Source organism: Streptomyces sp. NPDC005017 (assembly GCF_042873115.1).
Taxonomy (GTDB): Bacteria; Actinomycetota; Actinomycetes; order Streptomycetales; family Streptomycetaceae; genus Streptomyces.
In genome coordinates, this window is record NZ_JBIALD010000010.1 from 221,573 (window position 1) to 235,326 (window position 13,754).

The following is a 13,754-nucleotide window of genomic DNA, read 5'->3' on the forward strand; positions in this document are numbered from 1 at the left end:
ACGGTTGCAGCCTCCGTCCGCTCCCCGCCGCCGACGCGGCGGGGTGCGCCCGGACGTGCTCCCGTGCGCTCCATGCCTGAATCGGGCATAAGTAATAATTCGCCGTGGGGGTGTTGACGTCGCGTGTCCGTTTGATCACGCTTGTGGACAGCGATTCGCCGTGAGGGGACGGCGAGGGCTTCGGTGACGGGAGCCCTCGGCGAGTGTGGGTCGTGATCCGGCGTCGGGTCCCCTTCAAGGGTCGGAAGGGGCGGGGTGGGACGCCGGAGCCGACCGGCGGCGCGCGATGCCGTGCTCGGGGCGGGCAGTTGCGCGCCGTCGGCCGGGGAAGCGGGGGAGGCCGGGGGTGAGGGAGTCGGGAGCGTGCCCTGGGGCGACGGTCCCCAGGGGTCGGGCGGGCCCCCGGGTCAGAGAACGGCCACCGGTGCCACGGGGGTTCCCGTCGCGCCGGTGAAGGGTTCGGGTGTCGCCGACAGCAGGAAGTCGTGGCGGCCCGTTTCTCCACAGGCTGTGGACAACTCCTCCAGATTCCAGTTCTGGCCCTGGAGCATGCCCATCTCCACCAGATGCAGGGCGTGCACGGGCAGCCACAGGTCCTCGATCTCGGGCGGGAAGATCTCGAACGTCAGGGTGTCGTTCGCGACCGCGGCCACGTCACGCGCGTGGAACCACTCGGGCGTACGCACCGACAGCCCCGGCGACGGATACGCGTATCCCTGCCGGTCCCCGGCCAGCAGCACCCGGATCTGCCCCGTGCGCACCAGCACCACGTCACCGGCGCGCACCCGTACGCCCGCGAACTCCTCGGCCGCCTCCAGGTCCTCGGGGGTGACCGCGTGACCGCCGTCCAGCCGTTCGACGCCACGCGCACGTGCCACGTCCAGCAGCACCCCGCGCGAGACGAGATGGCGCACCTTGTCGATGCCCGCGAAGGCGGCGCCGCCGTGCGCGGTGATGGTGCCGGCCGGGCGGCCGTTGTAGAGGCGGCCGGAGTGCGAGACATGGGGCAGCGCGTCCCAGTGGGTGCCCGCCTGAAGGCCCATCGTCACCACGTCGTCGCTGCACGCCACCGTCCCCGGCCCGAACAGCTCCTGATTGACCTGCACCATCGCGTGCAGCGGATCGATCCGGCCCGGGATCATGCCCGTCTGCACACCGTCCTGCCTGAGCGGCAGCGCGAGCGGGACGCGGCGCCCGGTGCGCACGCGGGCCGCCGCCTCGCGCACCACCTCGTCGGTGACCAGGTTCAGGGTGCCGATCTCGTCGTCAGCCCCCCAGCGGCCCCAGTTGTTCACCCTCTTGGCGATCTCGTGGAACTCGGCCGGCAGTGCCATCGGTGCCTCCCCGGGGCTTGTCCCCGCCCGTCCGTCGGGACTTAGAATCTAACGGTCCGTCAGAAACCGCGGGAAGGGGCCGGCGTGGGGAACTTCTTGAGCGGCAGGGTCGTCGCGGTGACCGGGGCCGGACGGGGTATCGGCCGGGCGGTGGCACGGGCCGCGGCCGCCGAGGGCGCCCGGGTCGTGGTCAACGACTACGGCGTCTCCGTCGACGGCACCTCACCCACGAGCGAGACGGCCGGCACCGTCGTCAAGGAGATCGAGGCCGCGGGCGGCGAGGCCGTCGCCGTCGCGGACGACGTCTCCACGATGGCCGGCGGGCAACGCGTCGTCGACACCGCGCTGTCGGCGTACGGACGCCTCGACGGGGTGGTCTGCGTCGCCGGCATCCTGCGCGAACGGATGCTGTTCAACATGTCCGAGGAGGAGTGGGACCCCGTCCTCGCCACCCATCTCAAGGGCACGTTCACCGTGTTCCGGGCCGCCTCGGCGGTGATGCGCCGGCAGCGCGCCGGCACCCTGCTCGGCTTCACCAGCGGCAACCACCAGGGGTCCGTCTCCCAGGCCAACTACAGCGCCGCCAAGGGCGGTGTCATCTCCCTGGTCCGCAGCGCGGCCCTGGGGCTGCACAAGTACGGGGTGACCGCCAACGCCGTGGCACCCGTCGCCCGCACCCGCATGTCGGCGAACGTCCCCGTGGAACTCGCCGAGATCGGGGAGCCGGAGGACGTGGCCGCGCTCGTGGTCTACCTGCTGTCCGAGCGGGCGCGGGAGATCACCGGGCAGGTGTACACGGTCGCCGGGCCGAAGATCGCGGTGTGGGCGCAGCCGCGCGAACTGCGGGCCGCCTACGCGCAGGGCCCCTGGACGCCCGAGCGGATCGCCGAGCTGCTGCCGGGGACCGTCGGGGTCGATCCGATGCCGCTGCTGGAGAAGGTCGCCGCCATGGAGCGGGCCGCGGCGGCCGGGGACCGGCCCAACGCCGGGGCGCGCCAGGTGCCGTAGGGGCACACGTCCGCGGAAGTCGAGGAGAGCCGATGGACTTCGGGTTTGCCGCCGAGGACGAGGAGTTCCGTGCCGGGGCCCGCTCGTGGCTGGCCGCGCACGCCGGGGCCGCGACGGACCGGCGCGCCTGGGAACGTACGCTCGGCGAGGCCGGGTGGATCGGGATCGGCTGGGCCGAGGGCGGGTACGGCAACCGGCCGGCCTGCCTCACCCGGCAGGTCGTCTGGGCGGAGGAGTACGCCCGCTCCGGCGCGCCCCCGCGCTCCGGGCACATCGGGGAGAACCTGCTCGCCCCGACGCTCCTCGCCCATGGCACCGAGGAGCAGAAGGCCCGCTTCCTGCCCCCGGTCGCGGCCGGCCACGAGCTGTGGTGCCAGGGGTACAGCGAACCGGAGGCCGGGTCGGACCTGGCCGGGGTGCGCACCCGGGCCGAGCGCGCGGCCGACGGGACCTACCGGATCACCGGGCAGAAGATCTGGACCTCGCTCGCCCACGAGGCCGACTGGTGCTTCGTGCTCGCCCGCACCGACCCCGGCTCCCGGCGCCACCACGGGCTGAGCCTGCTGCTGGTGCCCATGGACCAGCCGGGACGCGTGGAGGTGCGCCCGATCCGCCAGGCCACCGGGACCAGCGACTTCAACGAGGTGTTCTTCGACGGCGCGTACGCCCGCGCGGAGCACGTCCTCGGCGGCGAGGGCGCCGGATGGCGGGTCGCCATGACCCTGCTCGGCGTCGAGCGGGGCGTGTCGACGCTCGCCCAGCAGGTCGGGTTCGCCGCCGAGCTGGACCGGGTGGTGCGCACCGCCGTGGAGAACGGCACCGCCGACGATCCCGTCGTACGGAGTCGTCTCGTACGGCAGTGGGCCGATCTGCGCGTCATGCGCTGGCACGCGCTGCGCACGCTCGGCGGCACGAGCGGCCCCAGCACGGCGAAGCTGCTGTGGGCCTCCTGGCATCAGCGGCTGGGGGAGCTGGCCGTGCTGGCGCGGGGCGCCTCGGCGGGAGCCGGGCCCGTCGTGTGGTCCGCCGGGCGGCCGTACGAACTCGACGCCGATCAGCATCTGTTCCTGTTCTCCCGTGCCGACACGATCTACGGCGGCTCGGACCAGATCCAGCGCACGATCATCGCCGAGCGGGTGCTCGGACTGCCCAGGGGACCCAGGGGATAGGGGAGTGGCCGGGATGCGTGGTGTGGTGTTCGACGGCAGGCGGGCCGAGGTCGTGGACGACCTCCAGGTGCGGGACCCGGGGCCGGGCGAGGTGCTGGTGGCCGTGTCGGCGGCGGGGCTGTGCCACAGCGACCTGTCGGTCCTGGACGGCACGATCCCCTTCCCCGTGCCGGTGGTGCTCGGGCACGAGGGCGCCGGGGTGGTGGAAGGGGTCGGCGCGGGCGTCACCCATGTCGCGCCCGGCGACCGGGTGGCCCTGTCCACGCTGGCCGGCTGCGGGGCCTGCGCCGAGTGCGACCGGGGCCGGCCGACCATGTGCCGGCAGTCCATCGGGCGCCCGGGACGGCCCTTCACGAGGGCGGGGGAGCCGCTGTTCCAGTTCGCCTCCAACTCCGCCTTCGCCGAACGGACCCTGGTCAAGGCCGTGCAGGCGGTGCGGCTGCCGGAGGACGTCCCCATGCCGTCCGCCGCGCTCATGGGCTGCGCGGTGCTCACCGGGGTCGGGGCGGTGCTCAACCGGGCCCGGGTCGAGGCGGGGGACCGGGTCGTGGTGATCGGCGCGGGCGGGGTCGGGCTCAATGTCGTCCAGGGCGCCCGACTCGCCGGGGCCTCGCGGATCGTGGCCGTCGACGCCGACCCGGACAAGGCGGAGGCCGCCCGGCGGTTCGGCGCGACCGACTTCTTCACCTCCGCCGACGACGTGGCCGGGGTGCTGCCGACCGGGGCCGACCACGTGTTCGAGTGTGTGGGCCGGGTCGAGCTGATCCGCCGGGCCGTGGACCTGCTCGACCGGCACGGCCAGGCGGTCCTGCTCGGCGTCCCGCCCGCCACGGCCGAGGCGTCCTTCCGCGTCTCCTCCCTCTACCTGGACAAGTCGGTCCTCGGCTGCCGCTACGGCTCCTCGCGGCCGCAGCGGGACATCGCCCGGTACGCCGAGCTGTACCGGGCCGGGCGGCTGATGCTGGACGAGCTGGTGACGCGGACGTACCCCGTGGAGGACTTCGGCAAGGCGGCGCAGGACGCCCGGGCGGGGAGGGTGGCCAGGGCGGTGCTGACGTTCTGAGGGTTCTGAGGGTTTTGCGGCCGCCCGGTCGGATCTGGGGTGCCGGCGGCCCTCTGGCCGAGAGTTGTCCACAGGCGGGGGGAAACTCGTCACGTTCTCACGTGCGCGCCGTCGTCAGGTGCGTGCCGTCGTCGCGTGCGTCCCGCTCTCGGGCAGGCCGCTGTCCTCTGGCAGGCCGCTGCCCTCGGGCAGGGTCCCGTCCTCCGGCAGGCTTTCGTCCTCCGGCAGGGACCCGTCCTCGCGGTCGGTGACCCGGAAGGTGCGGCGGTACGCGGTCGGGGTGACGCCGAGGGCCGCCTGAAGGTGCTGGCGCATCGACTGGGCGGCGCCGAAACCGGCGTCGCGGGCGATCCGGTCCACGGACAGACCGGTGGACTCCAGCAGATGCCGGGCCCGTTCGACGCGCTGCTGGGTGAGCCACTGGCCCGGGCTGACGCCCGTCTCCTCGCGGAACCGGCGGGTGAAGGTCCGTACCGACATCGACTCCTGCGCGGCCATGTCCCGCAGCTGGATCGGTTCGTGCAGCCGGCCGAGCGCCCAGGCGCGGGCCGTCGTGGTGGTGGCCTGCCGGAGGTCGGGCACCGGCCGCTCGATGTACTGCGCCTGCCCGCCGTCGCGGTGCGGCGGGACGACCGTACGGCGGGCCACCTCGTTGGCGACGGCCGTGCCGTGGTCGCGGCGGACCATGTGCAGGCACAGGTCGATCCCGGCCGCGACGCCCGCCGAGGTCAGCACGTCCCCGTCGTCGATGAACAGCACGTCGGGGTCCAGGTCGACCTGCGGGAAGGTCCGCCGGAAGTGCTCGGCGTCGGCCCAGTGCGTGGTCGCGGGGCGGCCGTCGAGGTAGCCGGCGGCGGCCAGTACGTACACGCCCGTGCAGATGGAGGCGAGCCGGGCGCCCGGGCGCACCAGGGCGAGCGCCGCCCGCAGCTCCTCGGTCAGGGTGCCCTGCTCGAAGACCGGGCCCAGCTCGTAGGAGGCCGGGACGATCACGGTGTCGGCGGTGGCCAGGGCCTCCGGGCCGTGGCCGACCTGGACGGCGAAGTCGGCGTCGGTCTCCACCGGGCCCGGCGGGCGCACCGAGCAGGTGATCACCTCGTAAAGATGCCGGCCCCGGGCGTCCTTGGGGCGGCCGAAGATGCGGTGCGGGATGCCCAGCTCGAAGGGGAGCAGTCCGTCCAGGGCCAGGACGACGACGCGGTGGGGGCGGAACTCCGGCTCACTGCTCATGGCCCGATTCTAACGAATGCTGTCCTTCGGGCCACTCGATGCGTCTGGCCGGATCGCCGAGGCTGTGTGTCGTGAGCAAGACGAACCAGGGCCGGACGAGCGAGGGCCGGACGAGCGAGGGCCGGACGAGCGAGGGCTGGGCGAGCGAGGGCTGGCCGAACGAGAGCCTGACGAGTGAGGGTCGGCCGAACGGAGGCCGGGCAGGCGAGGTCCGGGCAGGCGACGGCCGGACGAGCGAGACCGTCGCGGACGCCGTGCCGGGGCCGAAGGCCGTCCGTGGCCGTCGGCGCGTCCACCGTGCCTGGTTCGTCGCCGCCGTCACCTTCGTGACGATCCTCGGCGCCGCCGCCTTCCGGACCCTCCCCGGACTGATGTTCGACCCGCTGAACGAGGAGTTCGGCTGGTCGCGCGGCACGGTCGGCGCCGCCGTCTCCGTCAACCTCGCGCTGTACGGGCTGACCGCGCCGTTCGCCGCGGCGCTCATGGACCGCTTCGGCATCCGCAGGGTGGTCGCCGCCGCCCTCACGATGATCGCCCTCGGCTCGGGCCTCACCGTGTGGATGACCGCGCCCTGGCAACTGCTGCTCTGCTGGGGCCTGCTGGTCGGCCTCGGCACCGGCTCCATGGCGCTGGCGTTCGCCGCGACCGTCACCAACCGCTGGTTCGCCGAGCGGCGCGGGCTGGTCACCGGCATCCTCACCGCCGCCTCCGCGTCCGGCCAGCTGATCTTCCTGCCGGTGCTGTCCTGGATCGTCACCCGCCACGACTGGCGCCCGGCCGCCGTCACCGTCGCGCTCGCCGCCCTCGCCGTGGTGCCCTTCGTCTGGCTGCTGCTGCGCGACCACCCGGCCGACGTGGGTCTGCGGCCGTACGGCGCCGAGGAGTTCGTGCCCAGGCCCGCCCCGGTCCAGGGCGCCGCGAGCCGTGCGGTGAAGGTGCTGTCCTCGGCCGCGCGCACCGGGCCCTTCTGGCTGCTCGCCGGCTCCTTCGCGATCTGCGGCGCCTCCACCAACGGCCTGATCCAGACCCACTTCGTCCCCGCCGCCCACGACCACGGCATGCCGGTCACCGCTGCGGCCTCGCTGCTCGCCGTCATCGGGGTCTTCGACGTCATCGGCACGGTGGCCTCCGGCTGGTTCACCGACCGCTTCGAGGCCCGCCGTCTGCTCGCCGTGTACTACGCCCTGCGCGGCGTCTCGCTGCTGTTCCTGCCGATGCTGATGGCGCCGAACGTCCACCCGCCGATGCTGTTCTTCATCGTCTTCTACGGCCTGGACTGGGTCGCCACCGTGCCCCCGACCATCGCCCTGTGCCGCGAGCACTACGGCGAGGACAGCGCGATCGTCTTCGGCTGGGTGCTGGCCTCGCACCAGATCGGCGCGGCGGTGGTCGCCTTCGCCGGCGGAGTCGCCCGGGACGTCTTCGGCTCCTACGACGTCGTGTGGATCGCCTCGGGCGCGCTGTGCGCGGCGGCCGCGCTGATGGTGCTGGTGATCCGGCGCCGGCCGGCCGGGGTGCCGGCCCTGGCCTGACGGTCCCGGCCGCCTGACGGTCCGGCGTGGAGCTCAGTTCTCCAGCCGGGCGAACCGGCCCCGGTGGAAGAGCAGGGGCTCGCCCGCCCCGGCCGCGCCGAGGGCGTCGACCCGCCCGACCACGATCAGATGGTCACCGCCGGTGTGGACGGCGTGGATCGTGCAGTCGATCCAGGCCACCGTGCCCGTCAGCCGGGGCGCGCCGGAGACGGGCGCGGCGTCGTACGCCACCCCCGCGAACTTGTCGCCGCCGCTGACCGCGAAGCCACGGCACAGCTCGCCCTGGCCGGCGGCCAGCACGTTCACACAGAAGGCGCCCGCGCGGGCGATCCGCGGCCAGGTCGTCGACGCGCGGCCGACCATGAAGGCGACCAGCGGCGGCTCGAGGGACAGCGAGGAGAAGGACTGGCAGGCGAAGCCCGCGGGAGAGGCCTCGTCCGCGGCCGCCGGTGCCGTGACGACGGCCACGCCGGTCGCGAAGTTCCCGAGCACCCGCCGGAACACGCCCTGGTCCACGGGTGCCCGTTCGTCGGCGCCCACGCAGCGCAACTCCGGCCGGGGCAGCGCCTCCACGGGGTGTGGCGCGGCGGGGCCGGACGACCTGAGGTAGCGGACGGCGGCGGCCGCCATCCCTGCGGTTCCCATCACACGGACAGTGAACCTGACGCGGTGTCAGATAGGAAGCCCGCTTCGGGCACATTCGGGGGCGGTACGGCGTTCAGCGCCCCGTGAACTTCGGCGTCCTGCGCCGCGCGAAGCTCTCCAGCCCCTCTCGGGCGTCGGAGGTCGTCATGTTGATCTCCTGCGCGGCGGCTTCCGCGGCGAAGGCGGTGGCGCGGTCGCTGTCGAGGGAGGCGTTGACGAGCTGCTTGGTCAGGGCGAGGGCGCGCGTCGGGCCCTCGGCGAGACGGCCGGCCCACTCCCGGGCGGTGACGGCGAGCTCGGCGTCCGGCACGACCCGGTTGACCAGACCCAGCCGTTCGGCGTCGGCCGCCGTGAGGGCGTCGCCGAAGAACATCAGTTCCTTCGCCCGGTGCGGTCCGACCAGCCTGGGCAGCAGATAGGCGCCACCCGCGTCGGGGACGAGGCCGCGGCGGACGAACACCTCGACGAAACGGGCCGATTCGGCGGCCAGGACCAGATCGCAGGCGAGGGCCAGATGGGCGCCGAGGCCCGCCGCGACACCGTTCACGGCGGCGACGACCGGCTTCTCGCAGTCGAGGACGGCGGCGACGAGCCGCTGGGCGCCGAGGCGCAGGGTGCGTGCGACGTCCCCGGCGATCCGTTCCCCGTCGGCGGCCCGTTCCCCGCCGACGCCCTGCTGCCCGGAGCCCGGCGTGCTGTCCTGCTGCCCCGGGCCCGGCGTGCCGCCCTGTGGCCCGTCCCGTCGGTCGGCTCCCGCTCCGCCGCCCCGCAGATCCGCCCCCGCGCAGAACCCCCGCCCCGCTCCGGTGATCACCACCGCCCTCACCTCCGGGTCGGCGGAGGCCTGCGCGAGCCGCAGGACGAGGAGTTCGCGCAGGCCGGGGGTGATGGCGTTGAGGGCTTCGGGGCGGTTGAGGGTCAGGTGGGCGACCTGATTGTCAGTGGTGTGCCGTATCCATGATTCAGCGGATCTTTCCGGCGATCGGGGGAAATCGTCCATGCTCATCTCAGCGACACACCGCCAACGCGTCCAGCGCCACCGCGCCGTGGCCCCGGGGCAGCACCATCAGCGGGTTGACGTCCAGCTCGGCGAGGTCGTCGCCCAGTTCCAGCGCCATGCGCTGCACCCGGAGGACCACCTCGACGAGGGCGTCCACGTCGGCCGGGGGTCTGCCCCGCACCCCGTCCAGCAGAGCCCGCCCCCGAAGTTCACCGAGCATGTCGCGGGCCTGCTCCTCGCCGAAGGGCGGCACCCGGACGGCCGTGTCCCGCAGGACCTCCACCAGCACCCCGCCCAGCCCCACGGTCACGGTCGGCCCGAACAGCTCGTCGTGCGAGACGCCGACCACCATCTCCACGCCCTGCTCGACCATCTGGCAGACCAGCACCCCGTCCAGCTCGACCCCCTCGTAGCGGGCGATGTCGGTCAGTTCGCGGTAGGTGTCGCGGACCTGCGCGGCCGAGGTCAGTCCGACCTTCACCAGGCCCAGCTCGCTCTTGTGCGCGATCCGCGCGCCGGAGGCCTTCATCACCACCGGGTAGCCCACCAGCCCGGCCGCGCGTACGGCCGCCGCCGCACTGGTCACCAGCTGCTCGCGCGGCACCCGGATGCCGTAGGCGCGCAGCAGCTGCTTGGCCGCGTGCTCGCTCAACTGGCCTCTGTTCTGCAGCAGTTCACGCGCTTTGCGGTACGAGGGGGACGGCGTGCGCGGCGCCTCGTCGAAGGGGGAGCGGTAGTCGCGCACGAACGCGTGATGGCGGAGGTAGGCGCGGACGGCGGACAGGCAGTTGCCCACCGTGCGGAAGGTGGCGACCCGGGAGGAGCCGAGCAGCACCTCGCGATAGGCCGGCTCGGTGCCCACCGGCGACCCCCACACCACACAGACGAGCTTGTCCGTGTGCTCCGCGGCGTCCACCAGGTCGCGTACGAGCCGGTCGCTCAGCGGCGGGAAGGGCCCGGTGACCGGGCAGACCAGCACCCCCACCTCGGGGTCGGCCAGCAGTGCGTCGATGATCTTCCGGCCGCGTTCGTCGCCCACCGGATGCCCGCCGTTGTCGACGGGGTTGGCCACGTTCAGATAGCCGGGTATCCACTGGTGCAGTTCGGCCTGCTTCCGCTCGGACAGCCGCGGTATCCGCAGTCCGAGTCCGGTCGCGAGGTCGGCGACGTGCGCGCCCGTGCCGCCCGAGATCGAATAGACCGCGAGCCCGTCGGCGCGCGGGGGCCGGGCGCGGGCGAGCAGGGCCGCAGTGTCCTGGAGTTCGTCGAGCCCGTCGACGCGGATCACGCCGAACTGCCGCATCGCCGCGTCGACCACGTCGTCCGCGCCGGTCAGCTTGCCGGTGTGGGAAGCGGCCGTGCGGGCGCCGGTCTCCGTGCGGCCCACCTTGACCGCGACCACCGGCACGCCCCGCCGGGCGGCCCGGTCGGCGGCCAGCAGGAAGGCGCGGCCGTCCTTCAGGCCCTCCACATAGGCGGCGATCGCGCCGACCTCGGGCCGCTCGGCGAAGTAGGAGACGAAGTCGGCGGTCTCCAGGTCGGCCTCGTTGCCGGTCGGCGCCCAGTGCGAGAGCCGTACGCCCAGCTCCTGGAGGGCGAAGACGGGCCGTCCCTGGTGGCCGGACTGGGTGACGAGCGCGATCGCCGGACCGTCGAGGTCCTCGCGGAACCGCTCGAAGGCGTTGAGGTTGGTGTTCGGTCCGAGCAGCCGCAGCCCGGACCGGGCGACGGCGGCCGACAGCCGGGCCTGCGCGGCGGCTCCCCGCACACCGGTCTCGGCGAAGCCGGAGGCGAAGACGACCGCGAACCTCGCCTTGGCCTCGGCGAGTTCCTCGATCACCGGCAGGGGGTCGGCGACCAGCAGCACGGCCAGATCGACCTGCTCGGGCAGGTCGGCGACGGAAGGGAGGCAGGGAATCCCGAAGACGCAGGTGCGAGCGGGGTGGACCGGGTGCAGCCGGGCCCCCATCCGCTCGGCCCAGGACAGCAGCTGCCGGGTGACACCGGTGTTCGGGCGCCCCTCGGTGTCCGACGCGCCGATCACGGCGACGGACCCGGGCCGGAACAGCCGGTCGAGGTCGGGTACTCCGGCGTGCAGCGGACGCCCGCTGACGTCGAGCTCGTCAGCCGGTCGGCCGTGGACGGCCGGGCCGGGCCGGTGCTCGCCGCACGCGACGACCCGGGCCCGGCGGGAGTCGGTGGTGAGGGTGCCGTGGGTTGATCCAAGCATCTGTCCGCCCGCTCCTGTCGTGACAGCTCCAGTAACTGACGCTCTGTCAGATTACTGAATTGACACAACGTCAGGAACTGCCCGTGCGGACAAAGATTGTGAAGTCCGGCCCGGCGTCTGGGGCCCCGGCTGTTCTCGCGTCGCAATCCGGAGGGCCGCAGGGGACCCGGCCGCCCTCGCGTCGTCGCCCGGAGGGCGGGGTGGACGGGGAGCCGGGCGGCGGCGCCCGGAGGCCCTCGGTCACCCGGCCAGCCGCGACACCCCCGACCCGGCGCGCCTGGCGATCCTCTTGGCGATCTTCTCGGCGTCGAGGGCGAGTTCGCGCAGCATGCCGCTGATGGGGTTGGTGAAGCCGGTGAAGTACAGGCCGGGGGCGTCGCGGGGGCTGCGGGCGCCGTGGACGACGGGCCTGCCGCGAGGGTCGAGGACGTCCAGATGGCCGACCAGGCTCTCCAGGGCGCGGGTGTAGCCGGTCGCCGCGACGACGGCGTCGGGGGCGACGCGGGTGCCGTCGGCGAGGAGGACCTCCTCGCCCTCGAAGGCGTCGACCGCGGCGACCACCTCCACCCGGCCCGCGCGCACGGCGTCGATCAGGCCGACGTCCTGGACGGGGATCGCGCCCTCGCCGACCCGGCTGTAGAGCCCGCTGCCGGGGCGGGGCAGGCCGTGGGCGGCGAGGTCGGGGACGCTCACCCGGGCCAGCGGCCGGGCGAGCGTGTCGACCAGGCCCACGGGCAGCCGGCGGACGAGGACGCCGGTGTACTGGGCGGCCCAGCCGGCCGTGGAGCGGCGGACGATGTGCGGGGTCGTGCGCACCGCGAGCCGGACCCGCTTGGCGCCGCCCTCGACCAGGTCGACGGCGATCTCGGCGCCGGTGTTGCCGGCGCCGACGACGAGGACGTCACGGCCGGCGAAGGGCTCGGCGTTGCGGTAGCGGGAGGCGTGCAGGAACTCGCCGGGGTAGGCGTCGCGGCCCGGCCAGTCGGGGACGAGGGGGGTGTGGTTGTAGCCGGTGGCCACGACCACGGCGGCGCCGTCGAGCCGCCGCCCGCCCGTGGCGTGCAGCAGCCAGCCGTCGCCGTCCGGGGAGGGTTCGATCCGGGAGACCTCGACACCGGTCACGATCTCCAGGCCGTGGTGCTCGGCGTACTTCTCCAGGTAGCGCACCACGTCGTCCCGTGACACCCACCGCCCGAACCTGCGGGGCATGGCCAGGCCGGGCAGGGCGGACAGCCGCCGGGTGGTGTGCAGGTGCAGCCGGTCGTAGTGGCCGCGCCAGGACGAGCCGACCGCGTCGGACTTCTCCAGTACGACGGCGCGCAGGCCCCGGGCGCGCAGCGCGTGCGCGACGGCGAGCCCGCCGGGGCCGGCGCCGACGACGTAAACGGGACGTTCGGCGGGGTTCGCCACGGGGGGTGCGGACGCAGTGGAGTCGGACATGTCCGCGAGCGTAATGACAGTCAGGGTTGATGGGTCTCGGTCAAGACCGGAATTGGTTGCGGAATGGTCACGAGTGGGGTGGTCGCGTGAGAGGCGCGCGGATGGAGGGCGGCCCCGTGGGGCTCTCGCGAGGACCGGTCCTCCCGTGCCTTCCCGCCGCTTCCCGCGTCTTCCCGCCCCTCCATATCTGACGTACCGTCAGATCCATTCTTCGGCGGCGCATCGACGGGAGCGGCGGCCATGGACACGATCTGGCTCAGCGGTGCGGAGTGGCTCGCGGTGCTGCGTATCGGGCTCGGCCTGTGGTGGCTGGAGAGCTGGCGGCACAAGGACAAGAAGGCGTGGTTCGAGCGGGAGAGCGGCATCGAGTGGGCCGCCGGGGTCGCGGCCGGGCACCGCTGGGGCGCGGTGCGGTCGGGGTTCCGGACCGTGGTCGCGCCGCGCCCGAGGCTGACGGCGTACGTCGTCGCCTACGCCGAACTGGCCCTCGGCCTGGGGCTGATATCGGGACTGCTGACGCCGGTGGCGCTGGTCGGCGGGCTGCTGCTGAACGCCGTCTACTTCGTGCTCATGATCCACGACTGGGCCGAGCAGGGGCAGAACTCGATGATGGGGCTGATCTCGGTGGTGGGCCTGTTCGGGATGTCGTGGCAGACCTGGTCGCTGGACAGCGCGCTCGGGTGGTTCCGGTGAGCGGGGCACCCGACACCGACCCGTTCTCCCGCCCCTACTGGGAGGCGGCGGCCCGGGGCGCCCTGCTGCTGCGCAGATGCCGGGACTGCGGGCGGGCGCACCACCATCCGCGGGAGTTCTGCCCGTACTGCTGGAGCGAGGACGTGACCTGGGAGGAGGCGAGCGGCCGGGCCACGCTCTACTCCTGGTCGGTGGTGCACCGCAACGACCTGGCGCCCTTCCGGGAGCGCACGCCCTATGTGGTGGCCGTGGTCGACCTCGCCGAGGGGCCGCGGATGGCGACGGAGCTCGTGGGCGACGCGGCCGGGGCGCCGCGGGCGGGGATGGAGCTGGAGGCGGGCTTCAGGGACGGGGTGCCGGTGTTCGGGACGCCGGGGGCCAGACCTTGATCGTATGGGCGGATGACCTTG

General features: G+C 73.8%; 12 protein-coding genes. 6 read left to right on the forward strand and 6 right to left on the reverse strand.

Going from position 1 to position 13,754, the window contains the following annotated elements:
* Positions 1 to 407 precede the first annotated feature (407 nt).
* A complete protein-coding gene (locus ACFYR0_RS17910; protein ID WP_389328297.1) occupies positions 408 to 1,334 on the reverse strand; it encodes a cyclase family protein in 927 nt (308 codons plus the stop codon).
* Between the two features lie 84 nt (positions 1,335 to 1,418).
* Here ACFYR0_RS17910 and ACFYR0_RS17915 point away from each other — a divergent pair, with 84 nt between their 5' ends.
* From ACFYR0_RS17915 to ACFYR0_RS17925, 3 genes are read left to right on the forward strand one after another with little or no spacing between them, the layout of a single operon-like run.
* Positions 1,419 to 2,342 (forward strand): SDR family oxidoreductase, encoded by a 924-nt coding sequence (locus ACFYR0_RS17915; RefSeq protein ID WP_389328300.1) that lies wholly within the window; start codon positions 1,419 to 1,421, stop codon positions 2,340 to 2,342.
* A 32-nt stretch (positions 2,343 to 2,374) separates the two neighbouring features.
* Entirely contained in the window at positions 2,375 to 3,511 is a 1,137-nt protein-coding gene (locus tag ACFYR0_RS17920) for an acyl-CoA dehydrogenase family protein (protein WP_389328303.1), read from the forward strand.
* Between the two features lie 13 nt (positions 3,512 to 3,524).
* Positions 3,525 to 4,574, forward strand: coding sequence for an alcohol dehydrogenase catalytic domain-containing protein (locus ACFYR0_RS17925; protein ID WP_389328306.1), 1,050 nt, complete (start codon positions 3,525 to 3,527; stop codon positions 4,572 to 4,574).
* A 114-nt stretch (positions 4,575 to 4,688) separates the two neighbouring features.
* Here the strand turns inward: ACFYR0_RS17925 and ACFYR0_RS17930 are convergent, their stop codons facing one another.
* Entirely contained in the window at positions 4,689 to 5,804 is a 1,116-nt protein-coding gene (locus tag ACFYR0_RS17930) for a GlxA family transcriptional regulator (RefSeq protein WP_389328309.1), read from the reverse strand.
* Positions 5,805 to 6,058: 254 nt separating this feature from the next.
* On the opposite strand from ACFYR0_RS17930, the gene ACFYR0_RS17935 reads away from it, so the two are divergent.
* Complete coding sequence (locus ACFYR0_RS17935) at positions 6,059 to 7,336, forward strand: MFS transporter (RefSeq protein ID WP_389328472.1); 1,278 nt, start codon at positions 6,059 to 6,061, stop codon at positions 7,334 to 7,336.
* Between the two features lie 33 nt (positions 7,337 to 7,369).
* On the opposite strand, the gene ACFYR0_RS17940 is transcribed toward ACFYR0_RS17935, so the two are convergent.
* The 4 genes from ACFYR0_RS17940 to ACFYR0_RS17955 all read right to left on the reverse strand — a co-directional run bounded on the left by ACFYR0_RS17940 (position 7,370) and on the right by ACFYR0_RS17955 (position 12,651).
* Positions 7,370 to 7,981, reverse strand: a complete 612-nt coding sequence (locus ACFYR0_RS17940) for a flavin reductase family protein (protein ID WP_389328312.1) — start codon at positions 7,979 to 7,981, stop codon at positions 7,370 to 7,372.
* Positions 7,982 to 8,054: 73 nt separating this feature from the next.
* Positions 8,055 to 8,981 carry an enoyl-CoA hydratase/isomerase family protein gene (locus ACFYR0_RS17945; protein ID WP_389328315.1) on the reverse strand — a complete coding sequence of 309 codons (927 nt, stop codon included), beginning with the start codon at positions 8,979 to 8,981 and terminating at the stop codon, positions 8,055 to 8,057.
* A gap of 7 nt (positions 8,982 to 8,988) precedes the next feature.
* Positions 8,989 to 11,211 (reverse strand): acetate--CoA ligase family protein, encoded by a 2,223-nt coding sequence (locus ACFYR0_RS17950; protein WP_389328318.1) that lies wholly within the window; start codon positions 11,209 to 11,211, stop codon positions 8,989 to 8,991.
* Positions 11,212 to 11,451: 240 nt separating this feature from the next.
* The gene (locus ACFYR0_RS17955) at positions 11,452 to 12,651 is read right to left on the reverse strand and encodes a flavin-containing monooxygenase (RefSeq protein WP_389328321.1); all 1,200 of its coding nucleotides are present in this window, start codon (positions 12,649 to 12,651) and stop codon (positions 11,452 to 11,454) included.
* A gap of 240 nt (positions 12,652 to 12,891) precedes the next feature.
* Here ACFYR0_RS17955 and ACFYR0_RS17960 point away from each other — a divergent pair, with 240 nt between their 5' ends.
* Both ACFYR0_RS17960 and ACFYR0_RS17965 read left to right on the forward strand, forming a co-directional pair.
* Positions 12,892 to 13,344 carry a DoxX family protein gene (locus ACFYR0_RS17960; RefSeq protein ID WP_389328324.1) on the forward strand — a complete coding sequence of 151 codons (453 nt, stop codon included), beginning with the start codon at positions 12,892 to 12,894 and terminating at the stop codon, positions 13,342 to 13,344.
* Positions 13,332 to 13,733, forward strand: coding sequence for a Zn-ribbon domain-containing OB-fold protein (locus ACFYR0_RS17965; RefSeq protein ID WP_389328327.1), 402 nt, complete (start codon positions 13,332 to 13,334; stop codon positions 13,731 to 13,733). Before ACFYR0_RS17960 ends, ACFYR0_RS17965 begins: the two co-directional genes overlap by 13 nt.
* Positions 13,734 to 13,754 lie beyond the last annotated feature (21 nt).